This is a genomic window from Janthinobacterium goodfellowi, from assembly GCF_051380695.1.
Taxonomy (GTDB): domain Bacteria; phylum Pseudomonadota; class Gammaproteobacteria; order Burkholderiales; family Burkholderiaceae_D; genus Janthinobacterium.
The window spans coordinates 28,251-50,707 of the sequence record NZ_JBNYXN010000007.1 but is presented as its reverse complement, the minus strand read 5'-3'; the positions used below and the strand labels follow the sequence as shown (position 1 = coordinate 50,707).

General features: G+C 64.3%; 18 protein-coding genes. 11 read left to right on the top strand and 7 right to left on the bottom strand.

Annotation, left to right across the window (positions count from 1 at the left end; all coding sequences use genetic code 11):
* Positions 1-8 precede the first annotated feature (8 nt).
* From ACQ4WQ_RS23305 to ACQ4WQ_RS23285, 5 genes are all read right to left on the bottom strand, one after another.
* Positions 9-1,184 carry an efflux RND transporter periplasmic adaptor subunit gene (locus ACQ4WQ_RS23305; protein ID WP_436500341.1) on the bottom strand — a complete coding sequence of 392 codons (1,176 nt, stop codon included), beginning with the start codon at positions 1,182-1,184 and terminating at the stop codon, positions 9-11.
* A gap of 73 nt (positions 1,185-1,257) precedes the next feature.
* On the bottom strand, positions 1,258-2,739 hold the full coding sequence (locus ACQ4WQ_RS23300) for an efflux transporter outer membrane subunit (RefSeq protein ID WP_436500339.1): 1,482 nt from the start codon (positions 2,737-2,739) through the stop codon (positions 1,258-1,260).
* A 182-nt stretch (positions 2,740-2,921) separates the two neighbouring features.
* Positions 2,922-6,143 carry an efflux RND transporter permease subunit gene (locus ACQ4WQ_RS23295; protein ID WP_436500337.1) on the bottom strand — a complete coding sequence of 1,074 codons (3,222 nt, stop codon included), beginning with the start codon at positions 6,141-6,143 and terminating at the stop codon, positions 2,922-2,924.
* Between the two features lie 3 nt (positions 6,144-6,146).
* On the bottom strand, positions 6,147-7,319 hold the full coding sequence (locus ACQ4WQ_RS23290; RefSeq protein WP_436500335.1) for an efflux RND transporter periplasmic adaptor subunit: 1,173 nt from the start codon (positions 7,317-7,319) through the stop codon (positions 6,147-6,149).
* A 238-nt stretch (positions 7,320-7,557) separates the two neighbouring features.
* A complete protein-coding gene (locus ACQ4WQ_RS23285; RefSeq protein WP_070224702.1) occupies positions 7,558-7,983 on the bottom strand; it encodes a divergent PAP2 family protein in 426 nt (141 codons plus the stop codon).
* A 248-nt stretch (positions 7,984-8,231) separates the two neighbouring features.
* Between ACQ4WQ_RS23285 and ACQ4WQ_RS23280 the strand changes: the two genes are divergently transcribed.
* From ACQ4WQ_RS23280 to ACQ4WQ_RS23230, 11 genes are all read left to right on the top strand, one after another.
* The gene (locus ACQ4WQ_RS23280; RefSeq protein ID WP_436500333.1) at positions 8,232-9,314 is read left to right on the top strand and encodes a DUF475 domain-containing protein; all 1,083 of its coding nucleotides are present in this window, start codon (positions 8,232-8,234) and stop codon (positions 9,312-9,314) included.
* A 225-nt stretch (positions 9,315-9,539) separates the two neighbouring features.
* Positions 9,540-10,115, top strand: coding sequence for a TerD family protein (locus ACQ4WQ_RS23275; RefSeq protein ID WP_436500331.1), 576 nt, complete (start codon positions 9,540-9,542; stop codon positions 10,113-10,115).
* Between the two features lie 64 nt (positions 10,116-10,179).
* Positions 10,180-10,896, top strand: coding sequence for a TIGR00266 family protein (locus ACQ4WQ_RS23270; protein WP_070224704.1), 717 nt, complete (start codon positions 10,180-10,182; stop codon positions 10,894-10,896).
* A gap of 99 nt (positions 10,897-10,995) precedes the next feature.
* On the top strand, positions 10,996-12,033 hold the full coding sequence (locus ACQ4WQ_RS23265) for an ATP-grasp domain-containing protein (protein WP_436500329.1): 1,038 nt from the start codon (positions 10,996-10,998) through the stop codon (positions 12,031-12,033).
* Positions 12,030-13,187, top strand: coding sequence for a phosphoribosyltransferase domain-containing protein (locus tag ACQ4WQ_RS23260; protein ID WP_436500327.1), 1,158 nt, complete (start codon positions 12,030-12,032; stop codon positions 13,185-13,187). The genes ACQ4WQ_RS23265 and ACQ4WQ_RS23260 overlap by 4 nt, the downstream gene beginning before the upstream one ends.
* Complete coding sequence (locus ACQ4WQ_RS23255; RefSeq protein ID WP_436500325.1) at positions 13,165-13,917, top strand: HAD family hydrolase; 753 nt, start codon at positions 13,165-13,167, stop codon at positions 13,915-13,917. The genes ACQ4WQ_RS23260 and ACQ4WQ_RS23255 overlap by 23 nt, the downstream gene beginning before the upstream one ends.
* Positions 13,914-15,020: a cysteine protease StiP family protein gene (locus ACQ4WQ_RS23250; RefSeq protein WP_436500323.1), complete on the top strand. Its 1,107-nt coding sequence runs from the start codon at positions 13,914-13,916 to the stop codon at positions 15,018-15,020. Before ACQ4WQ_RS23255 ends, ACQ4WQ_RS23250 begins: the two co-directional genes overlap by 4 nt.
* The gene (locus ACQ4WQ_RS23245; protein WP_436500321.1) at positions 15,013-15,999 is read left to right on the top strand and encodes an HpcH/HpaI aldolase/citrate lyase family protein; all 987 of its coding nucleotides are present in this window, start codon (positions 15,013-15,015) and stop codon (positions 15,997-15,999) included. The genes ACQ4WQ_RS23250 and ACQ4WQ_RS23245 overlap by 8 nt, the downstream gene beginning before the upstream one ends.
* Positions 15,996-17,240, top strand: coding sequence for a TerD family protein (locus ACQ4WQ_RS23240; protein WP_436500319.1), 1,245 nt, complete (start codon positions 15,996-15,998; stop codon positions 17,238-17,240). Before ACQ4WQ_RS23245 ends, ACQ4WQ_RS23240 begins: the two co-directional genes overlap by 4 nt.
* A 24-nt stretch (positions 17,241-17,264) precedes the next feature.
* A complete protein-coding gene (locus ACQ4WQ_RS23235) occupies positions 17,265-17,639 on the top strand; it encodes a DUF8785 domain-containing protein (RefSeq protein ID WP_071324734.1) in 375 nt (124 codons plus the stop codon).
* A 251-nt stretch (positions 17,640-17,890) separates the two neighbouring features.
* The gene (locus tag ACQ4WQ_RS23230) at positions 17,891-18,844 is read left to right on the top strand and encodes a hypothetical protein (protein WP_436500317.1); all 954 of its coding nucleotides are present in this window, start codon (positions 17,891-17,893) and stop codon (positions 18,842-18,844) included.
* A 10-nt stretch (positions 18,845-18,854) separates the two neighbouring features.
* Here the strand turns inward: ACQ4WQ_RS23230 and ACQ4WQ_RS23225 are convergent, their stop codons facing one another.
* Together ACQ4WQ_RS23225 and ACQ4WQ_RS23220 are read right to left on the bottom strand one after the other, a co-directional pair.
* Entirely contained in the window at positions 18,855-21,290 is a 2,436-nt protein-coding gene (locus ACQ4WQ_RS23225; protein WP_436500315.1) for a coiled-coil domain-containing protein, read from the bottom strand.
* A gap of 124 nt (positions 21,291-21,414) precedes the next feature.
* The gene (locus ACQ4WQ_RS23220) at positions 21,415-22,428 is read right to left on the bottom strand and encodes a serine/threonine protein kinase (RefSeq protein WP_121670981.1); all 1,014 of its coding nucleotides are present in this window, start codon (positions 22,426-22,428) and stop codon (positions 21,415-21,417) included.
* Positions 22,429-22,457 lie beyond the last annotated feature (29 nt).

The window sequence follows — 22,457 nt, the reverse complement described above, 5'->3', positions numbered from 1 at the left end:
GCGGCGCCTCAGTGTTCCTGCGGGGTGGGCTGCGGATTGTTGCCCGGCTCGACGACGTTGCTGATCACCACGGGGCTGCCGTTCTTGAGCTTGATCTGCCCGCTGGTGACGACTTGCTGCCCCTCGGTGAGCCCCGTCAGCACGGCCACCTGGTCGCCGCGCGTTTCACCCGTCGTGACAAACACTTGCCGCACCGCCAGCTCGCCCGCCTTCGGCGGTGGGGCGGCGGGAGCGGCGCCGCCCGGCGCGGCGGCCTTGGGCGCCTGCTGCGCCGGCTGCACGACGAAGACGGTGGAACCATACGGGTTGTAGGTGATCGCCGTCTGCGGCAAGGTCAGGTACTGTTTCTTCCCTCCCACTTCGACAGTGACGTTGGCAAACATACCCGGCAGCAACTGCCGCTGGGGATTGGCCACCGTAGCTTCCACCTGCACATTGCGCGTGGCGGGGTCGACCTTGGAACTGATGGCGCTGACCTTGCCCGCAAACACCGTGTTCGCATGCGCATCGCTGGACAGATTCAATACCTGGCCCACCTGCAGGCCGCTCAGCTGCTTTTGCGGAATATAGAAGTCGACATAGATGGGGTCGATGGTTTGCAAGGTGACGATCTTGTCGCCGGGATTCAGATACTGGCCTGGATTGACGGTGGTGATGCCGAGCTTGCCCGCGAACGGCGAGCGGATGGTTTTCTTCTCCACCAGCGCCGCTTGCTGGGCCGCTAGCGCCTTGCGGCTTTTCAGGTCGGCCACGTCGTTGTCGATCTGCGCCTGGCTGATCGCCTGCACGGCAAACTGCTGGCGGTCGCGCGCCAGCACGGACGCGGCCAGTTCGGCGGCCGCCTCCAGGGCGCGCAGCTGCGCCAGGTCGGCGTCGGCGTTCAGCTGCAGCAGAACTTGCCCTGCCGTCACTTCCTGGCCGGACTTGAAATGGATGGACCTGACGAGGCCGGCGATTTCGCTCGTCACGTCGACACCGCGCACGGCCACCAGGGTGCCCACGGATGCCAGGTGCGGCTGCCACTCGACCTTACGGATGATGGTGGCCGACACCGTCTGCGGCGTGGGCTTGGGGGAACTGGCCATGAGCTGGCGGATGTGCAGGAAAAATCCCAGCGCCAGCAGGGCAATCAACAGCACCACCGCCCCCAGCATGATGAGCATGCGTTTCGTGCGTTTCGTCATGGATACGCTCCTTGTCATTGCTTCCCGCTGCCATTGCGCGTGCCGTGTTGCAAGGCCTTGCCGAGCCGGCCCGTCAATCCGCTGCCGTGGAAACGGCCTGCAGCGCAGGACGGTTCCACCAGCCACCGCCCAGCGCCTGGAACAGCGCGGCGCTATCGGCATAGCGGGCCGCCTGCGCCTGGACCAGCCCCACCCGGGCCTGCTGGTAGGTGCGCTGGGCGTCCAGCAAGCTCAGATAGCTGATGGCGCCCAGCTTGAATTGCTGCGTACTCAGCGCCAGCGATTCGCTGGCCAGCGCCTCCACCTCGGCTTGCTGCTGCAAGGCGGCGGCATCGGCTTCGAGCGCGCGCAGACTGTCCGCCACATTCTGGAAAGCGCCCAGCACGGTGGCGCGGTAATCGGCCGCCGCGCCCTCGTAGGCGGCGATGGCGGCACGCCGCCCGGCGCGCAATGCGCCCCCATTGAAAATAGGCTGGGCCAGCCCCGCCGCCACGCCCCACACTGCAGAACTGGCGTGCAGCAGCGCGGGAACGCTGGTGGCCAGCGCGCCGACATTGCCCGTCAGGGTGAACTGGGGATACATGGCTGCCGTGGCGACGCCGATCTGTGCGCTGGCCTGCTGCAGCAGCGCTTCGCTGGCGCGGATGTCGGGACGCTGGCGCACCAGGGCCGACGGCAGGGAAACGGGCAAGTCCTGCGGCAGGCGCAGCGACGCCAGGTCGAATTCAGGCATGCCGGGCTCGCTGGGCAAGCGGCCCGCATACACGGACAGCTGGTGGCGCGTCAGGGCCAGCGCCTTTTCCAGCGGCGGCACGCTGGAGCGCGTCTGCGCCACCGTGTTGCGCTGGACCAGCACCGTGGCGCGGCCGATGGCGCCGAAGCGCAATTGCTGCTCGATCAGGTCCAGCTGTTTCTGCTGCGCGTCGAGTATCTCGTCGGTGGCCTGCAGCTGGGCGCGCAACGATGCTTCGCGGATGGCCGTCGTCACGAGGTTGGCCGTCAGGGCCAGGTACACGGCTTCCAGCTGATACTGCCGATAGTCGACCAGCGCTTGCAAGCCTTCCAGCTGGCGCTTGTTGCCGCCAAACACATCCAGCGCATACGACACATTCACCGAGGCATTGTACAAATTGAGGATGCCGCCCTTGCTTTCCAGGCTGCTGTTTTTTTCGCGGCTGACGCCGAGCCTGGCGCCCACCTCGGGGTACAGCAGGCTGCCGGACAGGGCGCGGTAATTTTCATCGGCCTGGCGCAGGGCCGCCTGGGCCGACGCCAGGCCGGGACTGCGCGCGAGGGCGCCGCGCACCAGCTGGTCCAGCGCCGGCGACTGGAACAGCGACCACCATTGCGCGGGAATGTCCTGGCCCGGCACAAAGCGCTGCGCCTGGCCGGCGGGACCCGGCGCCGCCGCCGTTTGCGCCGGCAACGGTGCCGGCGTGTAGCGGTCGCCGCCGCCGGGGGCGGCGGGCGGCCGGAAGTCCGGTCCGACGGCGCAAGCGGCCAGCAGGCATGCCATGAGGATGCCGAGTATGGGCTGCCGGATGCTGGAGAACATGGTGCTGGTCCGTTACGTTGCCGTGCCACATTGCCGTTGAAAAACATCGCAAAAGTATTGCGATACCAGGCTGGCGAACTCGCCCACCCGTCTTACGATTGTAGAGCACCAGACGTAAAAAGAGCCTTCCGAAGAAGGCTCTTTGACATGGCACAAGTACCGCGCAGCCGAGGCTGCCTGACTTATTTTTGCAGGCTGACCGGCACCGCTTTCGGCGTGCGGCGGCCCATCAGGAACAGCACGGCTTTCTTCAGCATGCGGTAGACGAAGCGCACCAGCAGCAGGGTCAGCACGCACTCGATCAGGGTCAGGATCAGGGCGAAAGCCACAGGCATGCGCGCGGCGCGGCGGTGGAACTTGGCCACGGCGCCATCGCGGGCGATTTCGATGCTGTCATAGAAGGTCGGCACGACCAGCAGGGTCAGAATCGTCGAGGTGATGGTGCCGCCGATGATGGCGATCGCCAATGGACGGTAGAACTCGCCGCCCTCGCCCAGGCCCAGCGCCACGGGGAACATGCCGGCGATCAGCGCGAACGTCGTCATCAGGATGGGGCGCAGACGCATGCGGCCCGCATACATCAGCGCATCTTCGCGGCCATGGCCTTCTTCCTCGCGCTTGCGCGCCGCGTCGAGCAGCAGGATGGCGTTCTTGGCGACCAGCCCCATCAGCATGATGATGCCGATAAAGCTCATCAGGTTGAGGGTATTGTTCGTGATCACCAGCGCCACCACCACGCCGATCAAACTGAGCGGCAAGGACATCATCACGGCCACCGGCGCGGTAAATGAACCGAACTGCATCACCAGGATCAAATACATCAGGCCGATACCCATCACCAGCGCGATCAGCATTTCCGTGAACAGCTCCTGCTGGTCCTGGCCGGCGCCGCCCAGCGCCAGGCCGTAGCCGGGCGGGAAGTCGATGGAGTTGGCCAGTTTCATGGCGTCGCTCGTCACTTCGCCATTCGAGCGGCCTTGCGCATTGGCCGAGACGGTGATCGTGCGCTTGCCGTTCTTGTGCTCGATGCCGGACGGGCCCTTGCCCATGGTGATGGTGGCGATCTGGTCGAGCGGCACCATTTGCGAGGTGCCTGTCACGCTGATCGGCAGGCGCTCGATGTTCTCGGAGGCCACGCGGTCGTCGGGATGCAGGCGCACGGCCACGTCGCGCGTTTCGCCCGTCGGATCGACCCAGTCGCCCACTTCCACGCCGGCAAACGCCACGCGCAGCGATTGCGCCGCGTCATTGACGGAAATGCCCATCGAGTTGGCCAGGCCGCGGTTGAGCTCAATCTGCAGCTCGTTCTTCGGGTCCTGCTCCGACAAGCCCACGTCGACGGCGCCGGGAATGGCGCGCAGCTTGTCCATGTAGGCGTTGGTAATTTCCATGAGTTTACGCGAATCGGGACCCGTGAACTCCACCTGGATCGGCTTTTGCGAACCGTTGCTCAAGTCGTCCTGCACCACGTATTCGGCGCCCACCAGGCGCGACATCTTCTCGCGCAGCTCGACGGCGATTTCCTTGGCCGAACGCTTGCGCGTGTTGCGCTTGCCGATGTCGACATACACGCGGCCGCCGCCCGCATTGATGGAGCTGTTGGTATCCTTGGTTTCAGGCAAGGTGCGCGCCAGCACGGCCGCCGCTTCCAGTTTCAAACGCGAATACTCGATGCTGCTCGACGATGGCGTGCGCACATTGATCATCAGATTGCCCGAATCGGATGCCGGCAGGAAACTAGTGCCGCCATGCGTAGCGTGCAGAACAATGGCGCCCACCAGACTGCCGAAGGCGATCACGGCCATCCAGCGGCGGTGATGCAAGGCCCAGGCGATCACGCGGCCATAGCGGTCGGCCTGGTGATCGAACCAGTGATTGAATTTCTCCAGCACGCGGCCGATGCCTTTTTTCGGCGCCGCATGTTCCTCGACGGGGTCGCCCCAGTAAGCCGACAGCATCGGGTCGAGCGTAAACGAGATGCCCAGGCTGACGAGCACCGAGCACGTCACCGTCAAGGCAAACGGACGGAACCATTCGCCGGAGATCCCCGGCATGAAGGCCACGGGAATGAAGACGGCGATAATCGAGAAGGTCGTGGCGGCCACGGCCATGCCGATCTCGGCCGTGCCTTCCAGCGCGGCCGTGCGACGGTCCTTGCCCATCTGCATGTGGCGCACGATGTTTTCGCGCACCACGATGGCGTCATCGATCAGCACGCCGATGGCCAGCGACAGGCCCAGCAGGGTCATGAAGTTCAGGGTAAAGCCGCACAGCCAGACGGCGATGAAGGCGGCAATCACGGACGTCGGCAGGCTCAACGCCGTGATCAGGGTCGAACGCCACGAGTTCAGGAAGGCGTAGACGACGAAAATCGTCAGCACGGCGCCCAGCACCAGCGATTCGATCACATTGTTCAAGCTATGCTGGGCGTTTTCGCCGCCGTCGCGCGTCACTTGCAGGATCGTGCCTTTAGGCAAGGTCTTGTTGATTTCCGCCACCATGTCGCGGATCTTGTTGGCCACGCTGACGGTGGATGCGTCGCGCACGCGGGTGATCGAAATGCCCACGTTGGGCTTGCCGCTGCGCATGCTCAGGCTGTTGACTTCGGCAAAGCCGTCCTCGATGGTGGCCACTTGCGCCAGGCGCACGATTTCCTCGCCGCGGCGCTTGATCACCACTTTTTCGAAGTCGGCCGGCGACTCGATGCGGCCCACGAGACGGATGCTTTTCTCGTCCAGGGTGCCGCGCACCTTGCCCACGGGGGCGTTCGTGTTCTGGTTGCGCAGGGCGGTGACGACGTCGCTGACGGACACATTGTATTCACGCAGTTTTTCCGCCCGCAGCAGCACGGACAGTTCGCGCTTGAGCGAACCGCCCACGTTGACCAGCGCCACGCCATCGACGGTGCGGAAGCGGTCCGACAGCACGTCCTCGGCCAGGCGCGAAATTTCCGCATGGCTTTGCGAGTTCGACGACAGCGCCAGCTGCATGATCGGCTCGGCAGCCGGATCGATGCGCTGCAGGATGGGCTCGCGCATTTCCGTCGGCAACTTGTAGCGCACGGCGGCAATCGCATTGCGGATATTGTCGGACGCTTCGATCAAATTCGTATTGAAGGAAAACTTCAGGAAGATGCTGGCGGCACCTTCATTCGAGTCGCTGTTGACTTCGGTCACGCCGGAAATGCTTTGCAGCGACTTTTCCAGGCGGTTCACCACTTCGCGCTCGACCGTGTCGGGCGAGGCGCCAGGGTAAGGAATGCTGACGACGATGAACGGCACTTCGACGTCCGGATTCTGGTTGACGCGCAATTTCTTGAGCGCCAGCAAACCGACGCACATCATCGCCAGGATCAGGACGATGGTGGCGGTGGGCCGCTTGATACTGAAATCGGAAAGGAACATGGCTTAGTTTCCTTTACCGGCAACGACGGCACTGCTGCTGGCCATGGCGGCTGCCGGTACGGCTTTGCCGGCCGTCAACTCCACTTTCTGACCATCCTTGAAGGTCGAACCGGGCGTGCGCAGCACGGTATCGCCGCTGGCCAGGCCGCTTTGCACTTCCCACTGGCCCGTGCGCACGTCGCGCGCGCCGATGCGCAAGTTGACTTTATGCAAGGCCTTGTCCTTGACTTTCCACGTGTACGTGACGTCGCCCGCCTTCACCAGGGCCGAGTCGGGTATCATCAGCGCGCTGATGGTTTCCGTCTCGATGCGCCCTTCCGCGTACAGGCCGGCCACGCGCGGCTGTTGCTTGTCATTGAAATCGACGAGCACGGCCACCTGGCGCGTGACGGCGTTGGCGGCAGGATCGACGCGGCGCACCTTGCCCGCGAAATCCTGGCCGGGATAGCCATTGATGCGGAACAGCACGGGCTGGCCCACCTTGACGACGCCGATCTTGTCGGCCGACACCAGGCCCTCCAGGCGCATGCTGGTCGGATCGATGACCTTGATCAATTCCTTGCCGATTTGCGCCGTATCGCCATTCGATACCTTGCGCTCGCTCACGATGCCGTCGAACGGCGCGCGCACGAGGGTGCGCTGCAGCTGCTGGCGGGCCTGGGCGGCGCGGCTTTTCGCGGCGGACAAATCGCTTTGCGCATTGTTGCGGCGGATTTCCGCGTCTTCCAGCGCCTGCGTCGACGTCATGCCCGAGGCGCGCAGGGTTTTCATGCGCTGGAACATGCGTTCGGACTGTTCCAGCACCTGGCTCGAGGCGCGGCTGGCTTCCTCGGCCGAATTGAGACTGTCGCGGATGGCCGTTTCGTCCAGGCGCACCAGCACGTCGCCCCGTTTGACGATTTCGCCGTTTTCCTTCATGACCTGGATCACCACGGCCGACACTTCAGCGCGCAAGTCCGCGTTGCGCTCGGGCTGCACGGAACCGGTGATGACGGGGCCCGAGGCCAGCGCATTGCTCTGGATGGTCAGCAGGTCTTCCGGGGACACCAGCAGATTGACGCTGGCGCCCGCCTGTTCCTTGGCATTCTTGCCGCCCTTGCCGGGATCTTTGGACTCTTTGCCACAAGCGGCCAAGGCAGAAGCGATTGCCAGAACAAACAGGGTTTTGCGCAACATGGGTATTTCTCCGGATAGATAGCGCCGCGACCGTCCCGCCGACCCGGATAGGGCTGCAGGCGATGGCAGGCATATATTTTTATTAAAACCACAAGCGCCAAAGTATCCCTGAGCGCATCCGGCCATGTCAATCGGCCGTTTCCTGTAATGCTTTATTCAATGGATGAAACGTAGTTTTTACGCCCTGAAACGCAAAACCCCGCCTTGAAGCGGGGTTGGTACGGGAAGAAACGAGTGCTTAGCGGGCAAACACGTAATTGATCAGGAAACCGATCGCCACGCCCGTGCACAGGCCGCCGGCGATTTCCACCAGGGTATGGCCCATGCGCTCGCGCAAGGTCTTGTGCGCAGGGCTGGCCGCTTCCCCCGCCAGGCGGTTGATGGCGGCCGCCTGCTTGCCCACGTGCTGGCGCAGGCTGTTGGCGTCGATGATGACGATGAAAGCCAGGGTCACGGCCACACCGAAGGCGGGGTGGCCTATGCCTTCGCGCAAGGCGATCAGGGTAGCCATGCTGGACACGACGGCGCTATGGTTGCTGGGAAAGCCGCCATTGCCGACCAGGCCGAACGCCCATTGCCGCGTGCGGACACTGTTGATCAGGAATTTGATCGGTCCGACCAGGATCCAGGTGATCAGGGGCGTGACGAGGTAAGCGATATCCACGGGGTATTCCTTCTTATATATATGTCGAGAGTGTGCAAGAGACTGCGGCAGCCGGATGGGCGCGCCGCAATTATCGCAGATCGTCCGCGCCAGCAGAACTGTCTGTCGCCGGTCTACAAAACGCCGCCCCGGACGGCAACTAATATAAAATCATGGCATATACAACAATTGACGTATATCAACACTGAGTGCGGCGCGCACAGCGGCGCGGATAATCAAACGTCTTTCATACTTGCAACGGGGTACTCATGCGGCATTTCAGAATTTCCTTTTTAGTCACTTTTGTCTTGATGGCGGTGTCGGGCTGGTGGGGTTACAGCCATGGCGGCATGCCCGGCCTGATCAATGCCCTGTGGATCACGGGCGTGCTGGGCGTCATGGAAGTGTCGCTGTCGTTCGACAATGCCGTGGTGAATGCCTCGGTCTTGCGCCACTGGAATGAATTCTGGCAAAAACTGTTCCTCACGGTCGGTATTCTCGTGGCCGTCTTCGGCATGCGACTGCTGTTCCCGCTGGTCATCGTTTCCGTCGCCACGGGCCTGGGACTGGTCGACGTGTGGACCATGGCCACGACCACGCCGGACGTGTATGCCAAGCACCTGACGGACAACCACGCGCAAGTGGCGGCCTTCGGCGGCGCCTTCCTGTTGCTGGTGTTCCTGAACTTCCTGTTCGACGACGAGAAGGAACTGCACTGGCTGGGCTGGGCCGAGGAAAAAGTCAACGCGCTGGGCACCGAAAGCCTGGCCGTGCTGATCACCATGGGCGCCGTCGCCGCCTGCGTGGCCATGGGTCCTGCGGAAGCAAAATACAGCGTGCTCGCGTCGGGCATCGTCGGCATCGCCGTCTACATCGGCGTGAACTGGATCAGCGGCTTGCTGGAAGAAGGCGAGCCGGACTTGCAGGATGATGATGAAGAAGGCGCCGCGCCCGCCAAAAGCGGCAATGGCGACCTGGTAAAAACGGTGGCGCGCGGCAGTATCGGCGGCTTCCTGTACCTGGAAGTGCTCGATGCCTCGTTCAGCTTTGACGGCGTGATCGGCGCGTTCGCCATCACCAACGACGTCGTCATCATCATGCTGGGCCTGGCCATCGGCGCCATGTTCGTGCGCTCGATGACGGTGTACCTGGTGCACAAGGGCACCTTGGACGAGTTCGTCTACCTCGAGCACGGCGCCCATTATGCGATCGGCATCCTCGCCCTGATCATGCTGGCGTCCGTCAAGTACCATATTCCGGAGTGGTTCACGGGCCTGTCGGGCGTGGCCTTCATTCTGGTCTCGCTGTGGTCGTCCCTGCGCTATCGCAAACGGCACGCGGCACAAGCTTGAAATCGGGGGTTCCGCCCCCAATTGAGAGAGTAATGGCACGAGCGCCTGGCGCTCATCCCATGAAGGCATGTTTAACAACGCCTGACAAAACCGTAGCGAGCGGAAGGAAGTTGTGGCAGAGAAGCGCAACTGTACGAAGGTACAGTGAGCATCGCAGGCCGCAAATTACGACGCGCAGTAGGTTTTGATTGGCGTTTTGAGTTAATTACTGAAAAGGAGCACCACATGGCAATCAGTTTGCAAAAAGGCGGCAACGTCAACCTGAGCAAGGAAGCACCGAACCTGAAGAAGATCATCGTCGGCCTCGGCTGGGATCCTCGTTCGACGGATGGCGCCACCTTCGACCTTGACGGCAGTGCATTCCTCCTGAAAAGCGACGGCAAAGTCCGTGGCGACTCTGACTTCATCTTCTACAACAACCTGAAGTCGACCGACGGCTCCGTCGTGCACACGGGCGACAACCAGACCGGCGAAGGCGAAGGCGACGACGAGCGCATCGAAATCGACCTGACCCGCGTGCCAGCCGACATCGACCGCATCAGCATCACCGTCACCATCCACGACGCCGACGCGCGCCGCCAGAACTTCGGCATGGTCTCGAAAGCCTTCATCCGCTGCCTGAATGCGGAAGGCGAAAAAGAAATCGCCCGCTACGACCTGTCCGAAGACAGCTCGACGGAAACGGCGATGATCTTTGGCGAAATCTACCGCTACAACGGCGAATGGAAGTTCAAGGCCATCGGCCAGGGCTTCAACGGCGGCCTGGGCCCCCTCGCCCGCTCGTTCGGCGTCAATGCTTGATTTTTTCATGAGCTAAACGCAGCCGCCTGAATATCCTCAGGCGGCTTTTTTTTGGAGATTTATCATGCCAGTATTTAGTGTCACGGGCGACGTCGATCCCTTCCTCCACGTCAGCATGAAGCAGGGCGAAACCATCTATTGCGAATCGGATGCGATGGTGATGATGGAAACGGCGCTCGATTTGAAGGGCAAGATGACGGGCGGCCTCGGCAGCGCCATCATGCGCCGCTTCGCCAACGGCGAATCGTTCTTCCAGCAGCACATCGAAGCGGTGCGCGGCAGCGGCGATTGCCTGCTCTCGCCCACCCTGCCGGGCGCCATCGAAGTGGTCGACGTGGGCGCGCGCCAGTACCTGCTCAACGACGGCGCCTTTGTCGCCGCCACCTCGGGCACGGAAATGAAGGTGCGCACGCAAAGCATCGGCAACGCGCTGTTCGCCCAGTCGGGCGGCTTCTTCGTCATGGAAACGGCCGGCACGGGACAAGTGGTGGTGTCGGGCTTCGGCTCCATGTTCCAGCTCGACGTCGAGCCGGGCAAGGACGTCGTGATCGACAATTCCCACGTGGTGTGCTGGGACAATAGCCTGAAATACGAGATTTCCGTGACCACGGGCGGCGGCTCGGGCGGCGGCGGCATCGGCGGCTTCCTCGGCAATATCGTCAACAGCGTGACCAGCGGCGAAGGCATCGTGCTGCGCTTTTCCGGCTCGGGCAAGGTGTTCATCTGCTCGCGCAACCGCGACGCCTTCCTCAAGTGGACAGCATCCGGCAAGGCCGGCTGATTTCCTCCCCTCTATAAGGCCAGGTTAAGTTTTTCTGGCTACACTGCCCGCGCGCGCACCTGCGCGCGGCTTCTCCTTTCTTTACCCGGTCCCCCGTACATGCAAAGAGTCTGGTTCAACAAAACATTTTCCTCGGTCGGCACGGCCATGCGCCTGATCCGCGAAGCCGATATGGCCGCGACCAGTGGCGCGCCCCGCTATCACATCGTGTGCAGCAATACGAACGCGCATGCGGCCGCCTTTTTGTCGGCCCACGAATACGCGGTCGAACCGTCGGGACTGACGGGCCACAACTATGTCGAGTGGTGCCTGGAATTTTGCCGCGACCGGGGCATCACGATTTTCTGGCCCGGCAAGGAAGCGGGCCTGATCGGCAGCGCCAGCGCGCGCTTCGCCGCCATCGGCACGCGCGTGCTCAGCGTGGCCAGCGAAGACACCCTGACCCTGATGCATGACAAGGCGCGCTTCTGCGAGGGCCTCGACCTGCCCATGGCGCGCCCGGCCGACTACCGCGCCGTGACCACCATTGCAGAATACGACGCCGCCTACGCCGAACTGCGCCCCCGCTACCCTAAGCTGTGCATCAAGCCGTCCGAATCCGTGTATGCCCTGGGCTTTGCCATACTCGATGAAGAGCGCACCAGCGCCCAGCTGCTGCTGGCTGGCGCCGCCTACCAGATCAATGCGCAGGAACTGCGCGCGGGCCTGGCGCAGATGGCATCGTTCAAGACCCTGCTGCTGATGGAATACCTCGACGGCCACGAATACAGCGCCGACTGCGTGGCCGACCAGGGCAAGCTCATTTGCGCCGTGCCGCGCAAGAAGATGCATGGGGGTGGCAGCGGCCAGCTGATCGAGCTGCGCGCCGACCTGCTGGCGGCCTGCGACAAACTGACGCGCGACTACCGGCTCAATGGCGTGTTCAACATCCAGTTCCGCGAAGGGGCGAATGGCCTGGCGCTGCTGGAGATCAACCCGCGCATGTCGGGCGGCATCGGCATGGCCTGCGCGGCCGGCCCCAACCTGCCCTACCTGGCGCTGGCCGGCTTCGACCAGGGTTTCGACAAGCTCACCGTGCCTGCCATCCGCGATGGCATGCGCGTGGGCGAAGCCGCCTACGCCGTGGAGCTGCCATGAACCTCGTCAAGCAGCAAATGCCCACGGGCGAACTGACCCTGAAGGTGGACGAGGCGCGCTTTCCGCTCGACTGGCTGATCGGCTTTGCCGCCCGTGCCAACGCCAAGCGGGGCTTTTTGTTCCTCTCGAAGGTGCTGGGCAAGCACTGGCCCGTCACGCCGCGCGCCATGCAAGCCATCCACGACGACCTGGCCGCGCAGATTCCCCCCAGCCTGCCCGGCCCCGTCGTCTTCATCGCCATGGCGGAAACGGCCGTCGGCCTTGGCCAGGGCGTGTTCGAGGCCTGGCTGCGCGCCAACCCGAACGGCAAGGCCCTGTTCCTGCACAGTTCGCGCTACCGCGTGGGCACGGTGCCCTTCTTCGAATTCGAGGAATCGCACAGCCACGCGCCGCGCCAGTTTTTACACTTGTCCGACGCGGCCAGCGCCCTGTTTTCCACGGCGCGCAGCCTGGTGCTGATCGACGATGAAGCGTCGACGGGCAATACCTTCGCCAACCTGGTGCAAGTGTGCCGCGCGCGCTATCCGCAACTGGAAAAGCTGCACCTGGGCGTGATCACCAATTTCATGGGCCAGGCCGCCAACGCGGGCTTGAGTGAGCGTTTCGGCCTGCCCACGACCATCGGCGCGGCGCTGTCCGGCCACTACGCCTTCCAGGCCTGCGCCGCGCCCGCTCCCGTGGCGGCCAGCGCGCAGCGCTTCGAAGCCAACGAAGAACGGGGCGCCAGCCCCGCCTTCGGGCGCATCGGTGTGGGCCGTGCCCTGGCGCCGCCGCAAGGCCTGGCCGTGCGGCTGGCGCAGGAAATCGGCGCCGGCGACTCGGTGCTGGTGCTGGGCACGGGCGAATTCATGCACCCGTCGTTTTTGCTGGCGCGCGAGCTGGAAGCACTGGGCAAGAACGTCGTGGTGCAGTCGACCACGCGCTCACCCATTTTGTCGTGGGGCGCCGTCGGCCATATCGTCCACTGCGACGACAATTACGGCGAAGGCATCGCCAACTACCTGTACAACGTGGCGCCTGGCCAGTACCAGCACGTTTTCATCTGCCATGAAACCCCGGCCAGCCCGGCCCTCATGCAACTCGCCGGCCAGTTGAACGGCCGCCTGTTCCACTTTCAGTCAGAGACCAAAATTGAAGAAATTCCTGTTTGTTGATCTGGACGACACACTGTTCCAGACCCCGAAAAAATGCCCGGGCGAGACCGATTTGCAAGCGGCCGCCTATTTGAAAAATGGCGACGCCTGCTCGTTTACGACGGCGCGCCAGCGCGCCTTCTTTGAATTCGCGCAAAGCGGCATGACATTGATCCCCGCCACGGCCAGGAATGGCGACGCCTTCCGCCGCGTCGACCTGCCGTTTACCAGCTACAGCGTGCTCGATTACGGCGGCATCGTGCTGCAGCCCGGCGGCGCGCTCGACGCGGGCTGGCTGGCCCTGATGCAGGACGACATGCAGACGGCACTGCCCGGCCTGCGGGACGCCATGCGCATCATCGATGATTTCCAGGTCAAGACGGGCATGCCTTCGCGCGCGCGCCTGATCGAGGACTACAACACGCCGTTCTACATCGTCGTCAAGGACCATGAAGCGCGCGGCGAGCGCCTGGCCGACATCGAAGAGCAAGTGCTGCAGCAGTGGATCGCCGGTGAAGGTTCCGACTACTTCATCCATCGCAATGGCAACAACCTGGCCGTGCTGCCGAAAACCTTGAACAAGGCGCGCGCCGTGGCCTACCTGCGCGCGGAACTGGAAGCCGAACATGGCCCCATCGTCAGCTTCGGCATGGGCGACAGCCGCTCGGACGCGCGCTTCATGGCCGCCTGCGACTACGCCATCATCCCCAACGGCACCCAGCTGGCGGCACTCACGGTGGCGGCGCTATGACCGACGGCATGCAGCATTTCAGCGGCAGCTATCGCCAGGAAGACGTGGAGTTTCTGTTGACGCCGATGGCGCTCGAACCCATCCTCGACCTGGCCGAAAAAGAGCGCTTGATCCAGTCGGGCCAGCGCCACTACAGCGAGATGCTGTCGCCGGAGTCCCTGCCCTCGCCCGCCTACCTGGCCCTGTTCCAGAGCGCGTTCGCAGCCAACCGCCTGCAGATGGCGCGCGACTGCCTGCGCCTGGCGGCCCTGATCGCGGCGCGCCGCACGGGTGCCATCACTTTGGTGTCGCTGGCGCGCGCCGGCACGCCCGTGGGCGTCATCCTCGGGCACTTGCTGCGCCAGGTATTCCAGCGCGAGTGCAGCCATTATTCCGTCTCCATCATCCGCGACCGCGGCATCGACGCGAATGCCCTGAAACATATCCTGGCGCAGGGCCATGCGGCCGACTCCATCGTCTTCGTCGACGGCTGGACGGGCAAGGGCGTGATTTCGCGCGAACTGCGCCAGACGGTCCACGATTTCAACGCGGCCAATGGCACGGCGATCGACGGCGGCCTGTTCGTGCTGTCCGACCTGGCCGGCACGGCCGCCTGCGCCGCCTCGTCGGGCGACTACCTGATCCCGTCGAGCATCTTGAACGCCACCGTCTCGGGCCTGGTGAGCCGCTCCGTGCTCAATGAATCCATCGGCCCGGACGACTTCCACGGCTGCGTGTACTACGCGCAGTTCGAGCAGCACGACCAGTCGCGCGCTTTCGCGGACGGTCTGGTGGCCGACGCCATGGCGATCGCCGCCAGCAGCGGCATCCCGCTGGCCGAGGCGAGCGATGCGCCAACCATGGCGGCCCGTTCGCAAGCCTACATGGCCGCCGCGCAGCAGCAATACGGCATCAGCGACATCAACCTGATCAAGCCAGGCATCGGCGAAGCGACGCGCGTGCTGCTGCGCCGCGTGCCCGAGCGCCTGATCGTGCGCGACACGAATGCGCCGGACGTGGCACATTTGCTGCTTCTGGCGCAGGAAAAAGCCATACCCGTCACAGTAGAACCGGCGCTGCCTTACCAGGCGGTCGCCCTTATCAGGAGCGCAGTCGATGGATAACAACTCCCTACACCCGCAAAGCGAACATAAAGCGGCGCTGGGTGCCTCCATGTATGTGCCGACCACGCACAAGGACTTGCTGGCGATCGCCAATGGCGACAAATTCAGCCATTTGCGCTCGGTCATCCTTTGCACCGAAGACGCCATCGCCGAACGCGACCTCAGTTACGCATTGTTCAACCTGTCGCTGGCGCTGCAAAACATGGCCGACGAATCGGACACCTTGCGCTTCGTGCGGGTGCGCAATCTCGAGGTGCTGGCGCGCGTGCTGGCCATGCCGGGCGCCGACAAATTGAGCGGCTTCGTGCTGCCGAAATCCACGCGCCACAATTTCGCCGCGTATTTCGAGCTGGTGCGCCACACGCATCACCTCTTGATGCCGACCCTGGAAACGGCGGAAGTGTTCGACGACGAGGAAATGAAGCAGTTCCGCCTCCTCCTGTCGGCGCCCGAAGTGCGCCGGCGCATCCTGGCCCTGCGCATCGGCGGCAACGATTTATTAGCCCTGCTGGGCCTGCGCCGCCCCACCAGCGGCACGATTTATTCAACGCCGCTGGGCCAGGTCATCGGCCGCCTGGTGACGATCTTCAAGCCGCACGGCTTCCAGCTGACGGCGCCCGTCTTCGAGCATCTGTCGCAGGGCAGCTGGCTCGACGCCGAAGTGGCGCAGGACATGGCGCACGGCATGATCGCCAAGACGGCCATCCACCCGGACCAGGTGCCGCAGATCGAGCGCCATTACCAGGTGGCGCAGTCGGACATCGAGCTGGCGCTGCGCATCATCGACCCGGACAGCCCGGCCGTGTTCCGCATGCAGGAATCGATGTGCGAAGTGGCCACGCACAGCAGCTGGGCCCTGCGCATCATCGAGCAGGCGCGCCTGTTCGGCATCCGCCATGCGGCCGACAACGCCGCCGCGCACCAGACGAATACCTCATTGACTCAACTCTCAAGCGACGAAGGGATTGCACGACCATGACCAATTTCACACGCGGACAAAAAGGCAAACTGGCTGACCTGGGCTTGAATGGCCCGTTTGCCGTCACGCTCGATATCGTTTCGGGCTCGATGGAAGTGGACGTCAGCTGCTTCGGCGTCGATGCTGCTGGCAAGCTGTCGGACGACCGCTACATGGTGTTCTACAACCAGAAAAGCGCGCCGGACAACGCCGTCACGGTGGAATTGAACGGTCCCCGCTCCACCTTCCAGGTCGACCTTTCCCGCTTGCCCGCCTCGATCGACAAGCTGGTATTCACGGCCGCGACGGAACAGGGCAGCATGCGCGCGCTGGGCAACTCCAGCATGACGCTGGGCCAGGCCGCCACGTTTGCCTTCACGGGCAATGACTTCCAGGACGAAAAAGCCGTCATCATCGGCGAACTGTATCGCCGCGACGGCAGCTGGCGCTTCGGCGCCGTGGGCCAGGGTTTTGCGGGCGGCCTGGCGGCGCTGCTGAAGCACTTCGGCGGCAGCGAGGCAGCGCAATCAGCCCCGGCTCCTGCACCGGTTCCCGTGCCTACGCCAGCGGCGCCGCCGGCGGCGAACAAAATCTCGCTCTCAAAAATTCGCCTGGAAAAACGCGGCGACAAGATTTCGCTCGACAAGCGCGACAGCGGCGGCTATGGCCGCATCCGCGTCAACCTGAACTGGAACCAGAACGCGTCGCAAGGCCAGGCGCCCGTATCAAAACTGGACACGGGCTTCCTCGGCAAGCTGTTCAACAAGCCGGCCAGCCGCGCGGGCGGCATCGACCTCGACATCGGCTGCCTGTTCGAGATGAGCAATGGCGCCAAGAGCGCCGTGCAGGCGCTGGGCAACAGCTGGGGCGCCTACGACCGTCCGCCGTACATCCACCTGGAAGGCGACGACCGCACGGGCAGCGTCAGCAGCGGTGAAAACATCTTCATCAACGGCACCCATTTCGACCAGATCAAGCGCGTGCTCGTGTACGCCTTCATCTACGAAGGCGTGCCGAACTGGGCCGCCACGGATGGTGTCGTGACGATCGAAATTCCCGGCCAGCCGACCGTGGAAGTGCGCCTCGACAGCGACAGCCAGCACGCCATGTGCGCCATCGCCATGCTGGAAAACCACGGCGGCAACCTGCAGGTGACAAAATTGGTGGAATACTTCGGCGGCCAAGGTAAAATCACGGCGCACCAGGCCATGGACGAGAAATATAATTTCGGCCTGAACTGGAAAGCCGGCCGCAAGGACTGATCCTTTTACCTAGACACCCCTACCATGACCCCTACGACCAAAAAAGTCACCTTCGCCTTCGTCATCTTCCTCGTGGCCGGCTTCCTGCTGCTGGCCGCCTACACGTGGATGGCCCTCAGCTTCTCGTACTCGGAAGGCGAACGGGCGGGTTACCTGCAAAAGTTCTCCAAACGAGGCTGGATTTGCAAGACCTGGGAGGGTGAATTGCTGCTGACGGCGCTGCCAGGCACCATCCCGGAAAAATTCCAGTTCAGCGTGCGCGACGAGGAAGTGGCGAAGCAGCTGTCGGCCGCCGCCGGCAAGCGCATCCTCGTCACCTACAGCCAGCACAAGGGCGTGCCCACGCAATGCTTCGGCGAGACGGAATACTATGCCGACAAAGTCGTCCTGAGTCAGTAATAGGGACAGCAATACCACCGCAAGTCCAGCAACTTCTGCAGCATCGCGCCGGCCAGCCAATCTCGCGCCGGCGCCCTTCCCCGCTCTCCAGCCGCATGGCGTGCCTCACCCATTCCCGCTTTCTTATACACTATCGCAATTAGTTCTGACTGGAAATGTTCATTGCTGTAGTAAAAACACACAATGCTTGCGCTAGCGCAGCACGTCCAGCCAGCCCGCCGTTAGCGTGTATCACCACTACCGGAAATACCTTGCGCATACGCCCCGTCGCCCTGGCCTTGCTGGCCGCCTCGCTTCCCCTGTCCGCCCAGGCACAGGATATCTCCGGCATGGCCGGCGTCCTGCAAGTCAACGCGACCAATGAGCGCACCTTTGTCGCCGCCATCAGCTACACGCAGCCCGTGGGCAACTACAGCGCCGTCAGCCTGTCGTACATCAACGAGGGGCACCCGCAAAACCATCACCGCGACGGCATGGCGGGCCAGGTCTGGCTGCGCACGAAAAAGGTGGACGAGGGCCTGATGCTGGGCGCCGGCGCGGGCCGCTACTTTTTCTTCGACACGGCCAGGATCGACGACGGCCTGCACAATTTCGACAATGACCACGGCTGGGGTTCCATCGTCAGCCTGCAGGCGCGCTGGCAGTTCGACAACCGCTGGTATGCGCAAGCGCAGCTCAACCGCATCAAGCCCGACGGCAAGGACAACACCACGCACCTGCTGATCGGCGCCGGCTACCGCTATGAGGGCGTGCCGGGCGCCAAGCTGCACTTGCAGAACTGGGCGCACGACGACACCTTGACCTTATCGACCGGCCACACCATCATCAACAGCTTGCGCTCGGAGTCCTCGCGCCCGTTCACGCTGGAATACCGGCGCGCGGCGGGGAAATACGTGGACTGGACCGTCACCGCACTCGATGAAGGCGACACCGACCTGGCGCACCGGCGCGGCGCGGCCGCCCAGCTGTGGCTGATCCGCTCGCTCAATGAAAAGGTGGAATTCGGCATGGGCGGCGGGCCCTATGTGGCGTGGGATACGCGCGACACCCAGGGCCACGGCATGCGTCTGACCGGCTTGCTGTCGGCCGTGGCCCGCTACCACATCGACCGCCGCTGGGTGACGCACCTGGCGTGGAACCGGGTCATCACCGATTATCACCGCGATGCGGATGTGTTTTTGGCGGGAGTAGGACGGAAGTTTTGAACGTTCCAGCCTAGCGCGAACGCCAGACGGCGCCAGCTTCGTTTGGCTGCGTCAAGCGCTCGATCACTTCGCGCGTCAAACTGGCTGAACTCACCTGTTCGGCTTTCGCGCGGGCGGCGCTCAAGGAGCTGGAAAATGCGCTTTGCGGTTGCTCCAGGCTGGCGCGCAGGGCGGCCAGTTCACGTTCCTGCTGCTGCGCGCGCGCCGTGTCCCGTTCCAGCAACTGCTGTTTGGCGGCCGCCATCGCGCGCGTGGTCTCGGCGGCCTTGCGCTGCAGCGCGGCATGGGCTTGCGCACTGGCCAGCAAGGCTTGCTGCGCGTCGAGTTTCTCGCTGGCGGCCTGCTGCGCGGCCAGTTCCAGCTGCTCGCGCTGGCGCATGGCGTCGAGCGCCTGCTGTTCCATGGCGGCGCGCGTTTCGGCTGCCGCCGTCGCCTGCTTTTCCGCTTCCAGGCGGCCGGCGATCGCTTGCGAGGCGCGCTCTTCGGCGCTGCTGGTCTGGCGCTGCTGCACCAGTTTTTGCGCGATCAGGGCCAGCGACTCGCGCTCGGCCGCAACGAAATCGCGCTCGGACGCCAGCAGCGCTTCGGCAGCTTGCGCCTTGTCTTCTTCCACGCGGGCGCGCTCGCCATGCACTTGTCCCAGCTCCACGGCCAGGCGCGCCTGCGCCTGCACCGCTTGCGCGGCAGCGGCCTTTTTCTCGCCCTCGACCAGCGCCTGGTCCATCAGGATGCGGATGGCGTCCGCTTCCTTTTGCGCCGCCTCCCGCAAGGCCTGTTCGGCCGCATGCTGGCCGCGCAGCAGTTCCGCTTGCGCGCCTTCGGCGGCGATGCGTTCCTGCGCCGCGGCAAACGCCAGCGCTTCCGCTTCCAGTTTTTCCTTCAGGGCGGCGATGGCGGCCTGTTCGGCGGCCACGCGCTCCTGCTCGGCCTGCAGCACCTGCGCGGCCTGCAAGGCTTTTTCCTGCGCCAGCTGCGCTGCCTGCTCCTGCGCAGCCAGTGTCGCCTTGCCGGCATCGACCTCGGCCTGCTCGGCGTCGTTCTGGCTGGCGGCCAGTTCCGCCGCCTGGCGCGCCAGTTCGGCGCGTTCCTGCGCCAGGCCGGCGGCGCGCTGCTGCTCTTCCAGTTCGCGGGCCGCTGCCGCAGCGGCAGCCTGCTCGGCCGCTTCGCGTGCCTTGGTTTCCTCGAGCGCCGCCGTTTCCGCTTCCAGCTTGGCGTGGCCGGCGATTTCCGCATCCTGTTCGGCGGCCACGCGGGCCAGGGCCACGGCGCGCAGCTGGCGGTCCACTTCGATGCGCGCCTCGGTGGCGGCCAGGATGCGCACGTCGGCATCGCGGCGCGCCTGCGCGCTGGCGACGGCGACCATTTCCAGGCGCTCGCGATGGATGGCCGCGTCGCGCAATTCCTTTTCCGTCTGCAGGCGCAAACGCAGCGACTGCGCCGCATGGCGTTCCGATTCCGCCTGCGCCAGGGCGATGGCTTCGCGTTCCTGTTCCAGGTGCGCCAGCGCGCGCGCTTCTTCCAGCGCGCGCACTTCGGCGGCGGCGCGGTTGAAGGCCGATTCCAGCGCGATCTGATCGGCGCGCTCGCGCTGCACCGTCAAGTCCAGCGCTTCGCTTTCCGCTTCGGCCAGCATCTGCGCCGTCTGGCGCGCGCCGTGCGCATGGCGCTCGCGTTCGCGGGCCAGCACGGCGACGCGGGCATCGGCCGAGGCGATGCCCACCATTTCTTCCTTGGCCGCCTGCACGGCGGCGACGCGCTCGACGGCTTGCAGGCGCGCCTGCTCCGTCTGCACCTGCAATTCCTCGGCGGCGCGGGCGGCCTGCTCGGCCAGTTCCGACTGCACCGCCACCTGCTCGCTGGCGCGCAGCCGGCTTTCCTGCTCGGCGCGGGCGCGCTGTTCGGCGGCCAGACGGATGGCATTGTCGGACTCCACGCGGGCGCGCAGTTCGGCCGTCTCCTGCTTGACGGCTTCCAGGCGGGCCACGCTGGCCTGCGCGGCGGCGCGCATGGTGTCGAGACGTTCGCGGTTGGCGGCGATCGCTTCTTCGGCCGCCTGCGCATTTTGCTGCGCGGCGGCGGCGGCGGCCGCGTCGATGGCGGCGCGGTCCTCGGCCAGCGAGCGCACGCGCGCCTCAGCCAGCGCCCGGCTTTCGGCGGCGCAGGTAGCCTTCGCTTCCGCTTCCACGCGGGCAATCGCCTCGTGGATCGCTTTCAATTCCATTTTCTGGCGTTCGGCGGCGGGCGCCCTGGCATCGGCTTCGGCGGCCGGCTCGGCCTGCAATTCGGCTTGCGGTTCGGACGCGATGGCAACAGCCGGCGCCTCAGCCTTGCGCTCCAGGTCCTTGAAATCATGCAGCGAAACGATGCTGTCCTGGTCGAACTCGTCGTCGGCGGAATACGCGACGGTGAGGGAGGCGGCCTGGCGCTGATTTTGCTGTGCTTGCATGATTTCTCGCTTATTCGGGTGAATTCCGTTGCTTATGGGAATTTATTACCACCATTATCGAGCAGGCATGCACAAATCAGCGCGGCAAGAAGAAGGACGTTTACCGTTCTTTTCGCTACTTAACTCAAATGGGCCACAAAGGCGCCTCGTCCATCAGCGCCACCTGCTCGCGCAGTTCCAGGATACGGTCCTGCCAGTAGCGCTGCGTGTTAAACCACGGGAAGGCGACGGGGAAGGCGGGATCGTCCCAGCGGCGCGCCAGCCAGGCCGAATAATGGATCAGGCGCAGGGTACGCAGCGCTTCGACCAGGTACAGCTGGCGCGGGTCGAAATCGCAGAAATCCTCGTAGCCGGCCAGGATGTCGCTCATCTGGCGCACCTGGTCGCCGCGTTCGCCCGACAGCATCATCCACAGGTCCTGGATGGCCGGGCCCATGCGGCTGTCGTCGAAATCGACGAAATGGGGACCGGCATCCGTCCACAGCACGTTACCGCCATGACAATCGCCATGCGTGCGCAGCACGGCCACGTCGCCCGCGCGGTCATAGCAGCGCTTGACGCCATCGAGCGCCTGCTGCGCCACGCTGGAATAGGCGGCCAGCAGTTCGGGCGGCAAAAAATTACCTTCCAGCAAGAACTCGCGCGGTTCGACGCCAAACGTCTGGTGATCGAGCGCCGGCCGTTCCTTGTACGTGGACAGCGCGCCGACGGCGTGGATGCGGCCGATGAAGCGCCCTATCCATTCCAGGGTGGCCGGGTCATCCAGCTCGGGCGCGCGGCCGCCGTGACGGGGGAAGACGGCAAAACGGAAGCCCTGGTACTGGTGCAGGGTGCTGCCGTTGATCGCCAGCGCGGGCACCACCTGGATTTCGCGTTCGACCAGCTCGGACACGAACGCGTGTTCTTCCAGGATGGCCGCATCGCTCCAGCGCGCGGGACGGTAAAACTTCGCCACCAGGGGCGCGCTGTCTTCGATGCCCACCTGGTAGACGCGGTTTTCATAACTGTTCAGGGCCAGCAGGCGGCCATCGCCGCGCAAGCCCACGCTGTCGAGGGCGTCAAGCACGCAGTCGGGGCTCAGGGCGGAAAAGGGATGGACGGGCCGGTCGTCCTCGTGCGGCTGATTTTCATTGTGCATGAGCGACATTGTAAGGCGCGCGCGGGCCG

Excerpts from the sequence above, each read along its gene's own strand:
- ACQ4WQ_RS23265 (WP_436500329.1), top strand. The coding sequence starts at position 10,996 with ATGCAAAGAGTCTGGTTCAACAAAACATTTTCCTCGGTCGGCACGGCC.
- ACQ4WQ_RS23240 (WP_436500319.1), top strand. The coding sequence starts at position 15,996 with ATGACCAATTTCACACGCGGACAAAAAGGCAAACTGGCTGACCTGGGC.
- ACQ4WQ_RS23220 (WP_121670981.1), bottom strand. The coding sequence starts at position 22,428 with ATGCACAATGAAAATCAGCCGCACGAGGACGACCGGCCCGTCCATCCC.
- ACQ4WQ_RS23290 (WP_436500335.1), bottom strand. The coding sequence starts at position 7,319 with ATGTTGCGCAAAACCCTGTTTGTTCTGGCAATCGCTTCTGCCTTGGCC.
- ACQ4WQ_RS23305 (WP_436500341.1), bottom strand. The coding sequence starts at position 1,184 with ATGACGAAACGCACGAAACGCATGCTCATCATGCTGGGGGCGGTGGTG.
- ACQ4WQ_RS23235 (WP_071324734.1), top strand. The coding sequence starts at position 17,265 with ATGACCCCTACGACCAAAAAAGTCACCTTCGCCTTCGTCATCTTCCTC.
- ACQ4WQ_RS23260 (WP_436500327.1), top strand. The coding sequence starts at position 12,030 with ATGAACCTCGTCAAGCAGCAAATGCCCACGGGCGAACTGACCCTGAAG.
- ACQ4WQ_RS23250 (WP_436500323.1), top strand. The coding sequence starts at position 13,914 with ATGACCGACGGCATGCAGCATTTCAGCGGCAGCTATCGCCAGGAAGAC.
- ACQ4WQ_RS23245 (WP_436500321.1), top strand. The coding sequence starts at position 15,013 with ATGGATAACAACTCCCTACACCCGCAAAGCGAACATAAAGCGGCGCTG.
- ACQ4WQ_RS23270 (WP_070224704.1), top strand. The coding sequence starts at position 10,180 with ATGCCAGTATTTAGTGTCACGGGCGACGTCGATCCCTTCCTCCACGTC.
- ACQ4WQ_RS23275 (WP_436500331.1), top strand. The coding sequence starts at position 9,540 with ATGGCAATCAGTTTGCAAAAAGGCGGCAACGTCAACCTGAGCAAGGAA.
- ACQ4WQ_RS23295 (WP_436500337.1), bottom strand. The coding sequence starts at position 6,143 with ATGTTCCTTTCCGATTTCAGTATCAAGCGGCCCACCGCCACCATCGTC.
- ACQ4WQ_RS23280 (WP_436500333.1), top strand. The coding sequence starts at position 8,232 with ATGCGGCATTTCAGAATTTCCTTTTTAGTCACTTTTGTCTTGATGGCG.
- ACQ4WQ_RS23225 (WP_436500315.1), bottom strand. The coding sequence starts at position 21,290 with ATGCAAGCACAGCAAAATCAGCGCCAGGCCGCCTCCCTCACCGTCGCG.
- ACQ4WQ_RS23300 (WP_436500339.1), bottom strand. The coding sequence starts at position 2,739 with ATGTTCTCCAGCATCCGGCAGCCCATACTCGGCATCCTCATGGCATGC.